Genomic DNA, 16,471 nt, shown 5'->3' on the forward strand with positions numbered 1-16,471 from the left:
TCCCTAGTGGCTTTCGACGTCGTCGCCGGGCGGCAGTGAGGCGATGGCGATGGCTTCGGCGACGCGGCCGGACACCGCGGCCATGTACACCTGATCGCCGGCCTGGATGACGGTCTTGGCGTCCGGCAGCACACCGCTGCCGAACCGGATGAGGAAGGCGACACGGCCACCGGTCGCGGCTTCCAGCGCGGTGACGCGGAAGCCGACCCACTCCTCGTGCAGGGACAGTTCGGTGACGCCGACGTTGCCCGACGGATCGCGCCACTTGGTGGTCTCGGTCTCGCGGGTGAGCAGATTCAGCAACCGGTCGGTGGTCCACGGCACCGTCGCGATGGTCGGGATGCCGAGCCGCTCGTACACCGCCGCGCGCTTGGCGTCGTAGATGCGCGCGACGACGCGCTGCACGCCGAAGGTCTCGCGCGCGACCCGCGCAGAGATGATGTTCGAGTTGTCGCCGGACGACACGGCGGCGAACGCGCCGGCCTCTTCGATACCGGCCCGCTCCAGCACGTCGCGGTCAAAACCCATGCCCAGCACGCGTTCTCCCGGAAATTCCGGGGACAGCCGATGGAAGGCCGTCTTATCTCGGTCGATCACGGCGACCTCGTGGCCGATGCGGGCCAACCCGTCTGCCAGCGATGCGCCAACCCGGCCGCAGCCCATCACGACTACTCGCACCAGCCGATCCTTTCTGGGCCAGGAACCGGCCCCGAAGCGAATTTCATGCCTCAGCTCGCCTCCGAACGCTACAACCCGAGCCCCGGGGGCTTACCCTTGGCTCTCGTGTCCAAGCTTTCGACCGCTACGCGACGGTTGGTGATCGGCCGACCCTTCCGAAGCGACAAGCTCGCCCACACGTTGCTGCCCAAACGTATCGCTCTTCCGGTGTTCGCGTCGGATGCGTTGTCGTCCGTCGCCTACGCGCCGGAGGAAATCTTCCTGGTGCTGTCGGTTGCCGGTCTGTCGGCCTATTCGATGGCGCCGTGGATCGGTCTCGCGGTCGCCGCGGTCATGCTCATCGTGATCGCCAGTTATCGGCAGAACGTGCACGCGTATCCATCCGGTGGCGGCGACTACGAGGTGGTGACGACCAACCTCGGGCATACCGCCGGACTGACGGTGGCCAGCGCGCTGTTGGTCGACTACGTACTGACGGTCGCGGTGTCGACGGCATCGGCGATGTCCAATATCGGGTCGGCCGTGCCGTTCATCGCCCAGAACAAGGTGCTGTTCTCGGTACTGGCGATCCTGATCCTGGCGTCGCTGAACCTGCGCGGCATCCGGGAGTCCGGTACCGCGTTCGCGATTCCGACCTACGCCTTCATGATCGGCATGTACCTGATGTTGGCGTGGGGCTTCGTCCAGATCTTCGTGCTGGGCCACCCGCTGCGGGCCGAGTCGGCCGGCTTCAGCATCAAGTCCGAGCACGGCGACGTGCTGGGTTTCGCGATGGTGTTCCTGGTGGCCCGAGCGTTCTCGTCGGGCTGTGCCGCCCTGACGGGTGTGGAAGCGATCAGCAACGGCGTCCCCGCCTTCCAGAAGCCCAAGTCGCGCAACGCCGCAACCACACTGCTGCTGCTCGGGGCCATCGCGGTGTCGTTGTTCATGGGCATCATCGTGCTGGCGAAGCAGATCGGCCTGAAGATGGCCGACAGCGTCGACCAGTTGGTGGGCGCGCCCGAGGGCTATCACCAGAAGACCGTGATCACGCAGCTGGCCGAGGCGGTGTTCCAGGGCTTCCCGGTGGGCCTCTACCTGATCGCGGGCGTGACGGGTCTGATCCTGGTCCTGGCCGCCAACACCGCCTTCAACGGTTTCCCGGTGCTTGGTTCGATCCTGGCCCAGGACCGCTACCTGCCGCGGCAGCTGCACACCCGCGGTGACCGGCTGGCGTTCTCCAACGGCATCCTGTTCCTCGCGTTCGCCGCCATCGCGTTCGTGGTGGCGTTCAACGCCGAGGTCACCGCACTGATCCAGCTGTACATCGTCGGCGTGTTCGTGTCGTTCACCCTCAGCCAGATCGGCATGGTGCGGCACTGGAACCGGCTGCTGAGCACCGAGACCGACGGCTCCGAGCGGCGCCGCATGCAGCGCGCGCGGATCGTCAACACCATCGGCTTCCTCTGCACGGGCGCGGTGCTGCTGGTGGTCATCGTGACGAAGTTCATGGCCGGCGCCTGGATCGCGATCCTGGCCATGAGCCTGCTGTTCGTCTTGATGAAGGCGATCCACAAGCACTACGACACCGTCGCCAAGGAACTGCGTGCCCAGTCGGGGCCGGACGAGGACGTGGTGCTGCCCAGCCGCAACCACGCCGTGGTGCTGGTGTCCAATCTGCACCTGCCGACGCTGCGGGCCCTGGCCTACGCCAGGGCGACCCGCCCGGACGTGCTGGAGGCCATCACCGTCAGCGTCGACGACGCCGAGACGCGCGAGCTGGTGCACAAATGGGAGGACAGTGACGTGTCCGTCCCGCTGAAGGTCATCGCCTCGCCGTACCGCGAAATCACCAGGCCCATCCTCGATTACGTCAAGCGCATCACGGCCGAGTCGAAGCGCACCGTCGTGACGGTGTTCATCCCGGAGTACGTGGTGGGCCACTGGTGGGAGCACATCCTGCACAATCAGAGCGCGCTGCGGCTCAAGGGCCGCCTGCTGTTCATTCCCAACGTGATGGTGACTTCCGTTCCGTGGCAGCTGACTTCGTCGGAGCGCGTGAAGGTGACCATGACTCCGGGTTCGGCGCCGGGCGACACGAGACGGGGCATCATCGAATGACCGGCATCATTGAATGACTGAGGTAACAGTGACCGTTGGCCCGCCGGCCAACGGTGGCAGCTGCGTGGCGCGGCACGACGGCCGCGTGATCTTCGTCCGGCACGCGCTGCCGGGTGAGGTGGTGCGCGCGGAGGTGACCTCCGAACGCGGGTCGTACTGGCACGCCGATGTGCTCGAGGTACTCGAGGCGTCTCCCGACCGGGTGGATTCGTTGTGCGCGATCGCCGGGGCGCAGGGATCCGGTTGCTGCGACCTGGCTTTCGTCGATCCGGCCGCGGCGCGTCGGCTCAAGGGCGAGGTCGTGGCCAATCAGCTGGCCCGGCTCGGCGGCCACGAGGCCGGTGACCTCGTCGCGGCGGAAGTCGGCACCGTCGGCGCGACCGGGTGGCGCACCCGGGTGCGGCTGGAGGTCGGCGCGGACGGCCGGGCCGGATTCCACCGGTACCACAGCGACGAGCTGGTGACCGACCTGTCATGCGCGCAGGTGCCGGCCGGGATGCTGGACGAGCTGCCGCTGCAACCGCCCGGTGCGCACCTGCACGTGGTGCTCGACGACGCCGGGCAGCGGCACGTCGTGCGGTCCGGTCCGCGCGGCGGCAAGAAGAGCAAGGCCGGCATGACCGAAGTGGTCTCGGGCGAGTACGAAGCCGTGCAGCGCGTCGGGGATCAGGAATGGCTCGTCCCGGTCACGGCCTTCTGGCAGTCCCACCGCGACGCCGCCACCACCTACAGCGCGCTGGTCGCCGAATGGGCCGAGCTGTCCGAAGGACAGACGGCGTGGGATTTGTACGGCGGCGCAGGCGTTTTCGCCGCGGCGCTGGCCGGTTCGGTGGGGGAGTCGGGCCGGGTGCTGACGGTGGACACCTCACGCGGATCGGCGCGCGCAGCCCGGGCCGCGCTGGGAGATCTGGGTTGCGTCGAGGTGGTGACCGATTCGGTGCGCCGCGCGCTCGGCACGCAGCGGGTCGCGGCCGACGTCGCCGTGCTGGACCCGCCGCGCACCGGCGCCGGGCACGAGGTGATCGATCAGCTGGCCGCGGCCGGGGTGCCGCGGGTGATCCACATCGGTTGTGAGGCAGCCTCTTTCGCGCGCGATATCGGCCTGTACCGCGGACACGGCTACCAGGTGACGAACCTGCGCGTCTTCGATTCGTTCCCGTTGACTCACCATGTCGAGTGTGTGGCCCTTTTGACCCGCGAGCAGACGTAAAACTGTCACTTTGCCAAGTGAAATGGGCAGTTTTGCGTCTGCTCGCGAGTGCCGATGTGCTAAGCGTCAGCTGGATTGCTGGCGCCAACGCTCGAGCAGGGCGGGGATCTCGGCCAGCAGGAATGCGTAGAAATCGCGCATCTGAGTGAGTCGTTGGCGGGCCAGGCTGTCAGCGGAGGTGGAGGCGATGCCAGTGTCAGCGGCCGCCTGCATCGCCGAAATCGTGACGTTCTGGCCCGTGAACAGCACCGCCCAGGCGTCGTCGCGCAACCGATAGTGATCGCGACGGCTGCCGGGTACCGGGAACCGCTCGGCCAGCCCGACCGAGGTCAGCATCTTCAGTGCACCTGAGATTGCGCCCGAGCTGGCCTGCAACTGTTCGCCGAGGTCGGCGCTGGTCATCGCGGCGTGTTCGGTGAACAGCAGCGTCGCCAGAACCCTGGCTGTCATGCGTTGCAACCCAAGGTTGGTCAAGACCAGGGCCAGCTGCTCGGCGACGTCTTGAAGGTCCTTGTCCGGTGCCACGGAACTCCTTGCCAGATATGAAGTTTCAATATTCTCTGAAAGTTCAGTATAGATTGAACTGAGAACATTGTTGAGCATGTGGCTCGAAGGGGACGGCGTACATGGCGGAGACAGCAGCGGCCGAGGTCATCCGCGTCCGCGGGCTTACCTATGCCTATCCGAAGGCGGACCACCCCGCCGTGCGTGGCATGGATTTCACCGTTGGCGAAGGGGAGATCTTCGGATTTCTCGGGCCGAGTGGGGCCGGGAAATCCACCACCCAGAAGCTGCTCATCGGGCTCCTGCGTGGGCACGGGGGCGAAGCGACGGTGTGGGGCAGGGACCCGCTGGACTGGGGACCGGACTATTACGAGCGTATCGGGGTCTCGTTCGAACTGCCGAACCATTATCAGAAGCTGACCGGCCTGGAGAATCTGCGGTTCTTTGCCTCGCTGTACACGGGACCGACCGCTGATCCCATGGAGCTGCTCGACGCCGTAGGACTCGCCGACGACGCAGGAACGCGGGTCGGTCGATACTCCAAGGGCATGCAGATGCGGCTCACGTTCGCACGAGCGCTTCTCAATGATCCGGAGCTGCTGTTTCTCGACGAACCGACATCCGGGCTCGACCCCGTCAACGCCCGCAAGGTGCGCGATATCGTCATGCGGCTGAAGGCGCAGGGTCGCACGGTGTTCCTCACCACGCACAACATGGCGACCGCTGACGAATTGTGTGACCGGGTGGCATTCGTGGTCGATGGCCGCATCGTGGCGATGGACACGCCGGCGGAACTGAAGATCGCGCGGAGTCGACGGTCGGTGCGGGTGGAGTTCCGCGGCGACAACGGACTGTTGGAATCTGCGGACTTCGGCCTGGACGGGCTCGCCGACGATCCCGGATTTCACGCGGTGCTACGGGACCGGCAGGTTGCGACCATTCACAGTCGCGAGGCGAGTCTTGACGACGTCTTCGTCGAAGTCACCGGAAGGCAGCTGCTGTGAAGCGCTTTCGCAGTGCCGTGCGCCTCGAGTTGTTGCTCCAGATCAGGCAGCGATTCCTGTACGCAGCGGTCTTCTCCGGACTGATCTGGCTGGCCGTGCTGCTCCCGATGCCCGCGACGCTGCGTCCCGTCGCCGAGCCCTACGTGTTGTTGGGGGACACCTCGATCATCGGGTTCTTCTTTGTCGCCGGCACCGTGTTCTTCGAGAAGCAGGAGCGGACCATCGGCGCGGTGCTTTCCACCCCGCTGCGATTCCACGAGTATCTGTCGGCCAAACTGATTGTGCTGCTAGCGGTTTCGTTGTTCGTGGCCATCACAGTCACCGTCATCGTGCATGGTCTCGGCCGCCTTTCGGTCGAGCTGCTCGTGGGCGTGGTGCTCGGTACGCTCCTCATGCTGCTCGTCGGGTTCACGAGCTCGCTGCCGTTCGCCTCGGTCAGTGACTGGTTTCTCGCTGCAACTGTCCCGCTCGCGGTGCTGAACCTGCCGATCCTGCACTATTCGGGACTCTGGCCGAATCCGGTGCTGTACCTGCTTCCCACCCAGGGGCCGCTGATGCTGTTCGGGGCGGCGTTCGGGCAGGCAGAGCTCGCGCCGTGGCAGGTTGGCTACGCGGTCGGATATCCGGTGGTGTGCATCGCGGCCCTCTTCTGGGCGGCACGGGCGCTCTTCGATCGCTACGTCGTCTCGAAATCGGGTGGCATGTGATGGCCCCCCGTAACGCGACGGTTCGTGCGCTGATTGCGTTCGGCCGCAACGATCTTCGTGGTGCCTACCGAGATCCGCTGCTGGTGATGATCGTCTTCGCCCCGGTGATCTGGACCACCGGTGTCGCGGTGCTGACACCGCGGGTGACTGCGATGTTGTTGCACCGCAACGGTTTCGATCTCATCCCGTACTACCCGCTGATTCTCACGGCCTTCCTGCTGCTCACCAGCATCATCATTGCCGGCGCGCTCGCGGCCTTCCTCGTTCTCGACGAAGTCGACGCCGGGACCTTGACCGTGTTGCGGGTGACTCCCGTGCGGTTGTCGACGTTCTTCGGCTACCGCGCATTCACGGTGATGGTGGTGACTACCGTGTACGTCATCGTGACGCTCTCTCTGAGCGGAATTCTGGAGCCAGGTCTGCTTCCGGCGCTGATCCCGATCGGCGTGTTGGCCGGGATGTCGGCGGTGGTCACGCTGCTGCTGATTCTGGCCATGGCTGGGAACAAGATTCAGGGCCTGGCCGCGGTGCGCGGGTTGGGGATGCTGATTGCGGGCCTGCCGTGCCTGCCGTGGTTCATCGACTCGGACTGGGGCCTGCTGGCCGGGGTGCTGCCGCCGTTCTGGGCAGCGAAGGCATTCTGGGTGGCCAGTTCTCACGGAGTGTGGTGGCCGTACGTCGTCGGTGGCGCCGCATACAACGTCGCGCTCGCCTGGCCGCTGTTCCGCAGATTCCTGTCGCGGAACGCAAGCAGCCAGTGAATTGCGATGGGCCGGCCGGCCCGCGAGGGCCCAGGCGGTAAGTTTGCGGTCAGGTGTGCCGGGAAGCCTGGTCGGCGCCGTTCAACGCTGCCCAGGAGACTCGTGATGATCAACCGCAATGAGGGGCCGCGCCGGCGTCTGCTGACCCGCGCCACCTGGCCCGAGACGCAGCGGTTTGCGGAGATTCTGCGCAAGGAGACCGTCGGCGGCATCCTGCTGTTGCTCGCTGCCGGTGTCGCCCTGGTGTGGGCGAATTCGCCTGCCGCGCAGAGTTATCACGCACTGTCCGAGTTCGCGGTCGGTCCGCAGTCCTGGCATCTGCGGCTCAGCCTGTCGGCCTGGGCGGCCGACGGGCTGTTGGCGATCTTCTTCTTCGTGGTCGGTGTCGAACTCAAACGCGAATTCGTCGCCGGCGACCTGCGTGACCCGGCACGTGCCGCGCTGCCCATCGCCGCGGCCGTCGGCGGCATGCTGGCGCCCGCCGGGATCTTCGTCGGCCTGAACCTGTGGCTGGGGCACCCGGAGAATCTGGACGGCTGGGCGGTGCCGATCGCCACGGACATCGCCTTCGCGTTGGCGGTGCTTGCTGTCATATCGACGCACCTGCCCACCGCGCTACGCACGTTCCTGCTGACGCTCGCGGTGGTCGACGACCTGCTGGCCATCATCGTCATCGCCTGCTTCTACACCGACCACCTCAACCCGGCCGCGTTGGCGCTGGCCGTCATTCCCGGCGGGCTGTTCGTCGCAGCCGTGCAGCGCGGCATCCGGCACTGGTGGCTGCTGCTGCCGCTGGCCGCGGCGACCTGGGCGCTGGTGCACGCGAGCGGCATCCACGCCACGGTGGCCGGGGTGCTGCTCGGTTTCGGGGTGCCAGTCCTGGGCCGACACGCGTCGGCCGAGGCGTTCGAGCACGCGCTGCGGCCGTTGTCCGCCGGGGTGGCGGTGCCGGTGTTCGCGTTCTTCGCCGCGGGGGTGAGCGTCGGCGGTTGGCCCGGTCTGACGGACGCGATCACCCATCCGGTGACCGCCGGCGTCCTCCTGGGGCTGGTGTTCGGCAAAGCCATCGGTGTGTTCAGCACCACATTCCTGCTGGCGCGGTTCACCGGTGCCGAGCTCGACGAGGGACTCGGCTGGCTCGACGTCGCCGGGGTGGCGCTGCTGGCCGGGATCGGTTTCACCGTCTCACTGCTGATCGGCGAGCTGGCGTTCGGCGCCGGTACCGCCGCCGGCGCAGACGCCAAGATCGGCGTGCTCGCGGGTTCGGTGATCGCCGGGATGCTGGCGGCACTGGTGCTGCTGTCCCGCAATGCCGCCTATCGCCGCATTCACGAACGTGAGACCGCCGACGACGACGGCGACGGTGTGCCGGACATCTATCAGCCTTGACCGGCTGTACCCGTGGTGCGTGCGTAGACTGTCGGAATGCTTGAACAGGTCCGCGGCCCCGCTGATCTGGCGCACCTATCGCAGCCACAGTTGACCGAACTCGCCGCCGAAATCCGGGAGTTCCTGGTCCACAAGGTTGCCGCCACCGGCGGGCATCTCGGCCCCAACTTGGGTGTCGTGGAGCTGACGCTTGCGCTGCACCGGGTCTTCGACTCGCCGCACGATCCGATCATCTTCGACACCGGCCACCAGGCCTACGTGCACAAGATGCTGACTGGCCGGTGCCCCGACTTCGAGACGTTGCGCATGAAGGGCGGCCTGTCCGGCTATCCGTCGCGCGCCGAGAGCGAACACGACTGGGTCGAGTCCAGCCACGCCAGCACCGCGCTGTCCTACGCCGACGGGCTGGCCAAGGCCTTCGAACTGTCCGGCTACCGCAACCGGCACGTCGTCGCCGTCGTCGGTGACGGTGCGCTCACCGGCGGCATGTGCTGGGAGGCGCTGAACAACATCGCCGCCGCGAACCGGCCCATCGTCATCGTCGTCAACGACAACGGCCGCAGCTACGCGCCGACCATCGGCGGCCTGGCCGACCACTTCGCGGCGCTGCGCCTGCAGCCCGCTTACGAGAAGGCTCTGGAGCGGGGCAAGAACGCGCTGCGCGGCATGCCCGTCCTCGGCGAGTTCTGTTACCAGTGCGTGCACAGCATCAAGGCCGGCATCAAGGACGCGCTGGCACCGCAGGCACTGTTCACCGATCTGGGGCTCAAGTACGTCGGGCCCATCGACGGTCATGACGAGCACGCCGTCGAGGCCGCATTGCGGCACGCCCGCGGGTTCAACGCGCCGGTGATAGTGCACGTCGTCACCCGCAAGGGCATGGGTTATGCGCACGCGGAGAACGACGAAGCCGAGCAGATGCACTCGACCGGCATCATCGACCCGCACACCGGGCGGTCCACCGCTGAGTCGGTGCTCGGCTGGACGTCGGTGTTCTCCGAGGAGCTGATCAAGCAGGCCACCAAGCAGCGCGACATCGTCGCGATCACTGCGGCCATGCCAGGACCGACGGGCCTGGCAGCATTCCGGCAACGTTTCCCGGACCGATTCTTCGACGTCGGTATTGCCGAGCAGCATGCGATGACGTCGGCCGCGGGTCTGGCGATGGGCGGTATGCACCCCGTCGTCGCCATCTACTCGACGTTCCTGAACCGGGCGTTCGACCAGATCATGATGGACGTGGCGCTGCACAAGTTGCCCGTCACCATGGTGCTCGACCGTGCGGGCGTCACCGGCAACGACGGCGCCAGCCACAACGGCGTGTGGGACATGTCGATGCTCGGCATCGTGCCCGGCATGCAGGTTGCGGCACCGCGTGACGCCGCTCGTCTGCGTGAGGAACTCGGCGAGGCCCTGGCGGTCGACGATGGCCCGACCGCTGTTCGGTTCCCGAAAGGCGCTGTCGGCGACGACATTCCGGCGGTGCGCCGCCAGCATGGCGTCGACATCCTGACCGAGCCCGCGGACGGCCTGTCCGACGACGTGCTGCTGGTCGCGGTCGGCGCGTTCGCGCGCATGGCGCTGGTGGTGGCCGACCGGCTGCGCAAGCAGGGCATCGGTGTGACCGTCGTCGACCCCCGCTGGGTGCTGCCGGTCCCGGCGGCCATCGCCGATCTGGCCAAGGCCCACAAACTCGTCGTCACGCTCGAGGACAACGGCGTCGCCGGCGGCATCGGTTCCGCGGTGTCGGCATCGTTGCGCCGCGCCGAGATCGACGTGCCGTGCCGCGACGTCGGCGTGCCCCAGGAGTTCCAGGAGCACGCCACCCGCAGCGAGGTCTTGACGTCGATCGGCCTGACCGATCAGGACGTCGCCCGCCAGGTCACAGGCTGGGTCGCCGCCCTCGGCAGCTCCGTCGACATCTCGTCTCAGTAAACCCCCCACTCGCGAGCGTGCGTGTCTGCACACGCAATTGCGGTGTGTCGCGGGCATTTTGGGGCCACTCGCGGGCGTTGAGGGGGACGTGGTTCATCGAGCCGGACTGCACGGCGATCTTGGGCTCGATTTTCCGCCGCCAGGTCAGGCTCGCGGCGACCTCGACCTACACGTGGAGGGCGATCGCTTTGCCGATCGGGACCAATGCCCAGGCGACAGCGACGCCGGCGGGAATGCCGATCAATGGAGTCCATCGTCGACGCGCAGCCAACGCTGCGGTCACCACGGCGGCGACGAGGCCCGCAATCAGACAAATCCATGGAATCGCGATCAGGAAATTCTGACCGCGCGCGGACAGCTTGCACACCCAGTCGGTGCTGCCGTCGTGGCAGCCGTCGGTAGCCATCGCCAGCGGGAGCATCAGGAGGAATGCGACGCCGAAACCTGCAACTCCTAGGACGCCCACGATTCCCCCGAACCAGGCCCACTGCCGCGAAAGCCCTGGGCGAGTTGGCGTGTCGCAGACTGGCTGTTCGGGCTCATTGGTCATTCGAAATGGTGCTTTCTCTGCAACTCATCGCTCATCACGGCGGGATCAGACGCCGACGGCGCTAGTCCCCGTCCTCGCGATCGACCTTGCCCCTGATCTCCGCGTATGCCGCGGCAAGAGCGGTGATCTTGTCCACCGACGACGACGGCGCCTCCGACGGCGCTGCCTCGATGCCGTACAGCTTGGCGGCCATGCGGCTGCGGACGTCGTCGCGCTTTTCGGCGAGCTGCGCCCGCGCGCGATCATCGCGCAGCGACTGGTCGATTTCCTCGGCCTTGTCGGCACACATCCGCAGATCGCTGACCCGGTGCCGGGACCGGGCATCCAGTTGCCGTGCCTTCGTCCGGGCGTCGTCCAGCATCGCTCGGTCGTCTGACCCTGGGTCGGCGAGGTCGCTGAGCTCTTTGATCAGACCGTTGAGTTCTATTGTGGCTCGGCAATTTTCGCGGATCGCCGTCAGGTCGCTGGTGAAGTCGAGGTCGTTGCCGAGCCAGCCGCCGGTTGCGGCTTCCGAACGCTCGATCCGATCAATGGCTGCCTGCGCGCCGTCGAGCATCGCGACACCGTCGCCCCCGAACTCTTCGGCAAGCCGGGCGTGKTCGGTTTCTTGTGGTGACAGTTCGCGCATGGTCGGAGCGCCGGCCCGACCGCCGATCACGATGTGCGTGATCAACAACCCGATGGCCGCGATGCCAAGGGCGGGCACGAGTGCGATGCCCTCCGTCGCGATGCCGACCGCGATCACGACGACGCAAGACACCAGCCAGGCCTTGGTCATCACAGAGCCACGAGATGGCCGGCCCGGCAATTTCCGGTCGGCAGAAGAGGTGAAGGCCGCCCCGAATGCGGCGCCTCCGACAACCATGACGACGGCGAGGATGACTGTCACGACCACGAGCGGTAGGAGGAGCCGAATCATCCCGATGTCCTTCTCTGATTGATGCTGTCAATCGTAGTTCGGCGGGCCAACTTGCCTCGTTGACGCGGTGCTGGGGCGTCACCATCCCCGCACGCCTAGGCTCAACCCATGCATGCCGAACTCGAAGCCTGGAAGTCCGCCGGCCAGTATTTCGACTATCTCGGATTCGACATCTTCTACCGTCAAGACGGCCTGGAGCTCGGCACTGGTCCGGTGCTGCTGCTCATCCACGGCTACCCGTTCAATTCCTGGGACTGGTCGCTGATCTGGCCGACGCTGATCGACAAGTTCACGGTGATCGCGCCGGACATGATCGGCATGGGCTTCTCCGCCAAGCCGTCCGCTTACCAGTACTCGGTGCACGACCACGCCGATATGCACGAGGCGCTACTGGCTCACCTCGGCGTGCAGACCGCCCACATCCTGGCCCATGACATCGGGGACTCGGTGTGCCAGGAGCTGCTGGCCCGCAACCGGTTCGGCGATCAGTCGTACGGCAGCCTGAACATCGAATCGATCACCTGGCTCAACGGCGGACTGTTCGTCGAGTCGTACACCCCGCGGCTGCTGCAGAAGGCGTTGTCGCGAACTCCGTTGGGCGACATCATCAGTCCGTTGCAGGGCACCCCGTTGTCGAGGCGGCTGGCCGACCCGACCATCAACGAGATGTTCGGCGTCAACACGAAACCGTCGAAGGAACTGATGGACAAGTTCCACGAAATCCTCGACTACAACGACGGCAAGAAGGTCATGCACCAGGTCGGACGCTTCATCAACGATCGCTACACCTACCGCAACCGCTGGGTGCGTGCCATGCGTGAGACGACGATCCCGATGCGGCTGATCGACGGCCCGTCCGACCCGAACTCCGGTGCCCACATGGCCAAGCGCTACCGCGTGGTCATCCCGAACCCTGACGTGGTGATGCTGGCCGACGACATCGCGCACTGGCCGCAGATCGAGGCACCCGAGGCGGTACTCAAGCACTTCCTGGAGTTCGTCACCCCGATGCTGTGGCGGCCGATCGACCACCGTTGACCCGGCGTCCAGGGCGACGACACGCACTTTGCACGCGCACGTAAGAGCCAACTGGTTCACTTGCGACATGCGCGTCCACCGCCCGGATCTGGTGGCGCTGCTCGCTGTCCTGTTGATCAGTGCGTGCGACGCGGGCACGCTGACCGTCACGTCGATCGTGTTCGACGGCGAGGCGCACACGATCGACACCGGCAAGGTGGTCTGCACCCGGCAACTCGCCGGCGGCGGCTTGGTCATCCTGGCCCAGGGCAAGACGGGTCAGCTGGTTCGGATCCAGCTCACCCAGGTCGGCCGCGTCGTCGTGCAGAAGGTGGGCTTGCGCGACGGCGACGTGACGGGTTTCATCGCCGACCCGCAAGAGGTCACCGGAATCAAAGTCGACGACACCTACACCGTCAGCGGGCGGATGCCGCCGAATCCGGGTGAGTCCCAATGGCATACGTTCAAAATCCAGACCACCTGCCCCGGCTACCAGGACGCGCATCCGCATGACACCGTCCCGGCGATCGGTGCCCCGTGATTGGTTGAGCCTGCGCCAGGGGTGCGACCTTGTCGGACTTTTGCGCCCGAGATACAGGATCAATGGCAGGACGGCGTGGGACCGCGTTCATCCTGAGCCAGCGGCGCAATCTACTCGGACTTTTGCGCCCTGGATACAGCGCGAACGCACACCTAACCCAACGCAGTAGCCAAGACCGGGCCACAGAGCTCGCGCTGCCACGGCCGCGCGCCGGCCGCGGCCAGGAACTCCTCGACCGCAGCAGGGACGTCAGTCACGGGCTGCCAATCCCAGCACAGCCGCCGCACGGTCTCCGGCGTCACCAAGTTCTCGGAAGGCACCGAAACCTTTTCGGACAGTTCGGAGAGCCCGCCGCGGCAGGCTTCCAGCCGCTCGAACGCCTCGGGTTTGCGACGCGACCACCGGGCCGGTGGCGGCAGCCCGTTGTTCGGCTCCGAAGCCGGGGGATCGGCCTCGCGGGCCCGGGCCAGCGCGTCGAGCCACACCTGTGCACTGCGCTTCTGCCGCGAGCCACCGAAAATCGGTAGCGCCGTGAGCTTTTCGATGGTGTCGGGATTGGCGACGGCGGCCGAGATGATCGCCGAGTCGGGCAGGATGCGGCCGGGCGCGATATCGCGCCGCTGCGCGATCAAGTCGCGGGTCTGCCACAGCTCGCGCACCGCGGCCAGCGCCTGGCCGTTGCGGACCTTGTGGATGCCCGACGTCCGCCGCCACCGGTCGCGCCGGGTCGGGCTGGGTTCGACGGTCCGCATGTGCTCGAATTCCTGTGCGGCCCATCCGGTCTTGCCCTGCGACTCCAGCTCCGCAGCCACTGCGGCGCGCAACTCCAGCAGCACCTCGACGTCCAGCGCTGCGTAGTTCAGCCAGTCCGCGGGCAACGGGCGCTTGGACCAGTCGGCGGCGCCGTGGCCCTTCTTCAAGCCCAGACCAAGAAGCCGCTGCACCATGGCCGCCAGGTTGACTCGGTCATAGCCGGCCAGCCGGCCGCCCAATTCGGTGTCGTACAGCGACGGCGGCGTCATGCCCAGCTCGGCCAGGCATGGCAGATCCTGGTCGGCCGCGTGCAGAATCCACTCGTCGGAATTCACGACCTCGGCCACCGGCGCCAGCGCCTTCAGTGGGTCGATGCCGTGGCTGACGGGGTCGATCAGCACCGTGCCCGCACCGGCGCGGCGAATCTGGATCAGGTAGGCCCGGTTGGAATACCGGAAGCCAGAAGCGCGCTCGGCGTCGATGGCGAACGCGCCGTGCCCGGACGCCAAAAGTTCGCCGGCCCGGGCGATGTCGCTCGCATAGATGGCAACAGCGGGCACACCGTCGGCGGGCGCCAGCAGGGGAGTGACGTCGGGATCGTCGGCAACTTCGTCGGCGACGGTCCCGTCAGGATCAGGTTCAGTCATGCGGTCACGCGCGCGTGCGCGAACCCAGATCGGTCACGCCGGCAGGCGGCAAGCCGGCGGCGTGTTCGAGCACCTCGCAGAAAGCCTGCACGTGCGGTCCCAGCTCCAGTGACGTCGCGGTCCACGACGCGCGCAGCTCGAGCTGGTGGGCCCGCGGCGGGCCGGAGATGTCGCCGTAGCGCACCGACGTCGTCGCGGTGACGGTGCCGCCCAATGCGGTGACGCCGTCGGCGTGCGACTCGAGCGCATCGACCAGCCAGCTCCACGCCACCTCGGGCAGCAACGGGTCGACGGCTTCGGTGGAGTCCAGGTCGGCCTGGATGTAGGCAACGAGACGCATGGTGCCGTCCCATGCTTCAGCGCCTTCGGGATCGTGCAGCAGGATCAGACGTCCGAAGGCATCGCCCTCCGAGCTCTCCGGGACGACGGAGGCGTCAGGATGACGTACCTCTGCGCCCAGCGCGTAGCTGAAGGGAGCCAGCCGCTGCGGCGGACGGATCGGGCCGAGTTCGATCTCCTGGCGCACGGTGGCGGCGTTCATTGCCGCAACAGCAGTGCGGAACTGGGCCGGCTCGGCGGAGGTCACATTCTGGGACGCTAGCCCGATCCGGCCGGTCGCGTAAGCAGGCGCGCCGATAGCCCGACATTTGGCTGCACGACAGGGTATAAGCGATCGATCCGGGCATGGCAGCATTAGCAGTGATGAGCACCCGTCGTGAACTGCCGCAATCGCCCTATCTGGCTGCCGCCAACGGCCGCACCCCGGACCGGACCCCGGTGTGGATGATGCGGCAGGCCGGCCGGTCCCTGCCCGAGTACCGCGCCCTGCGCGCCACCCACACCATGCTCTCGGCGTGTTTCAACCCCGAGCTGGTCTGCGAGATCACCATGCAGCCGGTGCGCCGTCACGGCGTCGACGCCGCCATCTTGTTCTCGGACATCGTGGTGCCGCTCAAGGCCGCCGGGATCGATCTGGACATCGTGCCGGACGTCGGCCCGGTGATCGCCAACCCGATCCGCACCCCGGACGACGTCGAGGGCATCAAGCCGCTCGAACCGCATCAGGTGGCGCCGGTCGCGGAGGCCATCGGTCTGCTCACCAAGGAACTGGGTGACGTGCCGCTGATCGGTTTCGCGGGCGCACCGTTCACGCTGGCCTCGTACCTCGTGGAGGGCGGTCCGAGCCGCAACCACGAGAAGACCAAGGCCATGATGCTCGGCGAATCCGCGACGTGGCACGACCTGATGGAGAAGCTGACCGACCTCACCATCGAGTTCCTGCGCGCGCAGCTGACCGCCGGCGTCGACGCTATCCAGCTGTTCGACTCCTGGGCCGGCACCCTGTCACTTGCCGACTACCGGGACTACGTGTTCCCGCACAGCTCCCGCATCTTCGCCTCGCTGAAAGACGAAGGCGTCCCGATGACGCACTTCGGCGTCGGCACCGCCGAGCTGCTGGGTGCCATGGGCGAGGCCGGGGCGACGGTCGTCGGCGTCGACTGGCGCACGAACCTCGTCGATGCCGCGGGCCGGGTCGGCCCGGGCAAGGCGCTGCAGGGCAACCTCGATCCGGTCGTGCTGCTGGCCGGCTGGCGCGTGGTCGACGACGCCGTCCGCCAGGTCGTCGCGGACGGGCGCCGGGCCGTGGAGGCTGGTGCCGCCGGGCACATCTTCAACCTGGGTCACGGCGTGCTGCCGTCGACCGATCCCGGTGTGGTCACCGAAGCGGTGGCGCTGGCCCACTCGCTGTGAGTCT

Annotated in this window: 16 protein-coding genes; 10 read left to right on the forward strand and 6 right to left on the reverse strand. The window is 66.9% G+C overall.

The window, feature by feature from the left end; translation table 11 throughout:
* Positions 1–3 precede the first annotated feature (3 nt).
* The gene (locus tag AC1U2B_RS02975) at positions 4–678 is read right to left on the reverse strand and encodes a potassium channel family protein (protein WP_081936621.1); all 675 of its coding nucleotides are present in this window, start codon (positions 676–678) and stop codon (positions 4–6) included.
* 105 nt (positions 679–783) lie between these two features.
* Here AC1U2B_RS02975 and AC1U2B_RS02980 point away from each other — a divergent pair, with 105 nt between their 5' ends.
* Both AC1U2B_RS02980 and AC1U2B_RS02985 read left to right on the forward strand, forming a co-directional pair.
* A complete protein-coding gene (locus tag AC1U2B_RS02980; RefSeq protein ID WP_043393871.1) occupies positions 784–2,778 on the forward strand; it encodes an APC family permease in 1,995 nt (664 codons plus the stop codon).
* A 13-nt stretch (positions 2,779–2,791) separates the two neighbouring features.
* Positions 2,792–3,988: a class I SAM-dependent RNA methyltransferase gene (locus AC1U2B_RS02985; protein WP_480215597.1), complete on the forward strand. Its 1,197-nt coding sequence runs from the start codon at positions 2,792–2,794 to the stop codon at positions 3,986–3,988.
* A 66-nt stretch (positions 3,989–4,054) separates the two neighbouring features.
* Here AC1U2B_RS02985 and AC1U2B_RS02990 read toward each other — a convergent pair whose 3' ends face one another.
* Positions 4,055–4,438 (reverse strand): GbsR/MarR family transcriptional regulator, encoded by a 384-nt coding sequence (locus tag AC1U2B_RS02990; protein ID WP_480215752.1) that lies wholly within the window; start codon positions 4,436–4,438, stop codon positions 4,055–4,057.
* A 176-nt stretch (positions 4,439–4,614) separates the two neighbouring features.
* Between AC1U2B_RS02990 and AC1U2B_RS02995 the strand changes: the two genes are divergently transcribed.
* The 5 genes from AC1U2B_RS02995 to dxs all read left to right on the forward strand — a co-directional run bounded on the left by AC1U2B_RS02995 (position 4,615) and on the right by dxs (position 10,288).
* Positions 4,615–5,496, forward strand: coding sequence for an ABC transporter ATP-binding protein (locus tag AC1U2B_RS02995; protein WP_480215598.1), 882 nt, complete (start codon positions 4,615–4,617; stop codon positions 5,494–5,496).
* Positions 5,493–6,203 (forward strand): fluoroquinolone export ABC transporter permease subunit, encoded by a 711-nt coding sequence (locus AC1U2B_RS03000; protein ID WP_480215599.1) that lies wholly within the window; start codon positions 5,493–5,495, stop codon positions 6,201–6,203. The genes AC1U2B_RS02995 and AC1U2B_RS03000 overlap by 4 nt, the downstream gene beginning before the upstream one ends.
* A complete protein-coding gene (locus tag AC1U2B_RS03005) occupies positions 6,203–6,964 on the forward strand; it encodes an Rv2686c family ABC transporter permease subunit (protein ID WP_480215600.1) in 762 nt (253 codons plus the stop codon). The genes AC1U2B_RS03000 and AC1U2B_RS03005 overlap by 1 nt, the downstream gene beginning before the upstream one ends.
* A 105-nt stretch (positions 6,965–7,069) precedes the next feature.
* Positions 7,070–8,353 carry a Na+/H+ antiporter NhaA gene (gene nhaA / locus AC1U2B_RS03010; RefSeq protein WP_480215601.1) on the forward strand — a complete coding sequence of 428 codons (1,284 nt, stop codon included), beginning with the start codon at positions 7,070–7,072 and terminating at the stop codon, positions 8,351–8,353.
* A gap of 36 nt (positions 8,354–8,389) precedes the next feature.
* On the forward strand, positions 8,390–10,288 hold the full coding sequence (gene dxs / locus AC1U2B_RS03015; RefSeq protein ID WP_480215602.1) for a 1-deoxy-D-xylulose-5-phosphate synthase: 1,899 nt from the start codon (positions 8,390–8,392) through the stop codon (positions 10,286–10,288).
* Between the two features lie 166 nt (positions 10,289–10,454).
* Here the strand turns inward: dxs and AC1U2B_RS03020 are convergent, their stop codons facing one another.
* Positions 10,455–10,838 (reverse strand): hypothetical protein, encoded by a 384-nt coding sequence (locus AC1U2B_RS03020; protein WP_480215603.1) that lies wholly within the window; start codon positions 10,836–10,838, stop codon positions 10,455–10,457.
* A gap of 61 nt (positions 10,839–10,899) precedes the next feature.
* Positions 10,900–11,757 (reverse strand): hypothetical protein, encoded by an 858-nt coding sequence (locus AC1U2B_RS03025; RefSeq protein WP_480215604.1) that lies wholly within the window; start codon positions 11,755–11,757, stop codon positions 10,900–10,902.
* A 108-nt stretch (positions 11,758–11,865) separates the two neighbouring features.
* On the opposite strand from AC1U2B_RS03025, the gene AC1U2B_RS03030 reads away from it, so the two are divergent.
* Both AC1U2B_RS03030 and AC1U2B_RS03035 read left to right on the forward strand, forming a co-directional pair.
* Entirely contained in the window at positions 11,866–12,795 is a 930-nt protein-coding gene (locus AC1U2B_RS03030) for an alpha/beta fold hydrolase (protein WP_480215605.1), read from the forward strand.
* 67 nt (positions 12,796–12,862) lie between these two features.
* Complete coding sequence (locus tag AC1U2B_RS03035; protein ID WP_480215606.1) at positions 12,863–13,315, forward strand: lipoprotein LpqH; 453 nt, start codon at positions 12,863–12,865, stop codon at positions 13,313–13,315.
* A gap of 152 nt (positions 13,316–13,467) precedes the next feature.
* On the opposite strand, the gene AC1U2B_RS03040 is transcribed toward AC1U2B_RS03035, so the two are convergent.
* Entirely contained in the window at positions 13,468–14,715 is a 1,248-nt protein-coding gene (locus tag AC1U2B_RS03040) for an HRDC domain-containing protein (protein WP_480215607.1), read from the reverse strand.
* Between the two features lie 4 nt (positions 14,716–14,719).
* On the reverse strand, positions 14,720–15,256 hold the full coding sequence (locus AC1U2B_RS03045) for a DUF3000 domain-containing protein (RefSeq protein WP_231575647.1): 537 nt from the start codon (positions 15,254–15,256) through the stop codon (positions 14,720–14,722).
* Positions 15,257–15,417: 161 nt separating this feature from the next.
* Between AC1U2B_RS03045 and hemE the strand changes: the two genes are divergently transcribed.
* Positions 15,418–16,467 (forward strand): uroporphyrinogen decarboxylase, encoded by a 1,050-nt coding sequence (gene hemE, locus AC1U2B_RS03050; RefSeq protein ID WP_480215608.1) that lies wholly within the window; start codon positions 15,418–15,420, stop codon positions 16,465–16,467.
* Positions 16,468–16,471 lie beyond the last annotated feature (4 nt).

It is taken from the genome of Mycolicibacterium sp. P4_G11 (assembly GCF_056555145.1).

Excerpts from the sequence above, each read along its gene's own strand:
- AC1U2B_RS03045 (WP_231575647.1), bottom strand. The coding sequence starts at position 15,256 with ATGAACGCCGCCACCGTGCGCCAGGAGATCGAACTCGGCCCGATCCGT.
- AC1U2B_RS02995 (WP_480215598.1), top strand. The coding sequence starts at position 4,615 with ATGGCGGAGACAGCAGCGGCCGAGGTCATCCGCGTCCGCGGGCTTACC.
- dxs (WP_480215602.1), top strand. The coding sequence starts at position 8,390 with ATGCTTGAACAGGTCCGCGGCCCCGCTGATCTGGCGCACCTATCGCAG.
- AC1U2B_RS02990 (WP_480215752.1), bottom strand. The coding sequence starts at position 4,438 with ATGACAGCCAGGGTTCTGGCGACGCTGCTGTTCACCGAACACGCCGCG.
- hemE (WP_480215608.1), top strand. The coding sequence starts at position 15,418 with ATGAGCACCCGTCGTGAACTGCCGCAATCGCCCTATCTGGCTGCCGCC.
- AC1U2B_RS03005 (WP_480215600.1), top strand. The coding sequence starts at position 6,203 with ATGGCCCCCCGTAACGCGACGGTTCGTGCGCTGATTGCGTTCGGCCGC.
- nhaA (WP_480215601.1), top strand. The coding sequence starts at position 7,070 with ATGATCAACCGCAATGAGGGGCCGCGCCGGCGTCTGCTGACCCGCGCC.
- AC1U2B_RS02985 (WP_480215597.1), top strand. The coding sequence starts at position 2,792 with ATGACTGAGGTAACAGTGACCGTTGGCCCGCCGGCCAACGGTGGCAGC.
- AC1U2B_RS03030 (WP_480215605.1), top strand. The coding sequence starts at position 11,866 with ATGCATGCCGAACTCGAAGCCTGGAAGTCCGCCGGCCAGTATTTCGAC.
- AC1U2B_RS03020 (WP_480215603.1), bottom strand. The coding sequence starts at position 10,838 with ATGACCAATGAGCCCGAACAGCCAGTCTGCGACACGCCAACTCGCCCA.
- AC1U2B_RS03035 (WP_480215606.1), top strand. The coding sequence starts at position 12,863 with ATGCGCGTCCACCGCCCGGATCTGGTGGCGCTGCTCGCTGTCCTGTTG.
- AC1U2B_RS03040 (WP_480215607.1), bottom strand. The coding sequence starts at position 14,715 with ATGACTGAACCTGATCCTGACGGGACCGTCGCCGACGAAGTTGCCGAC.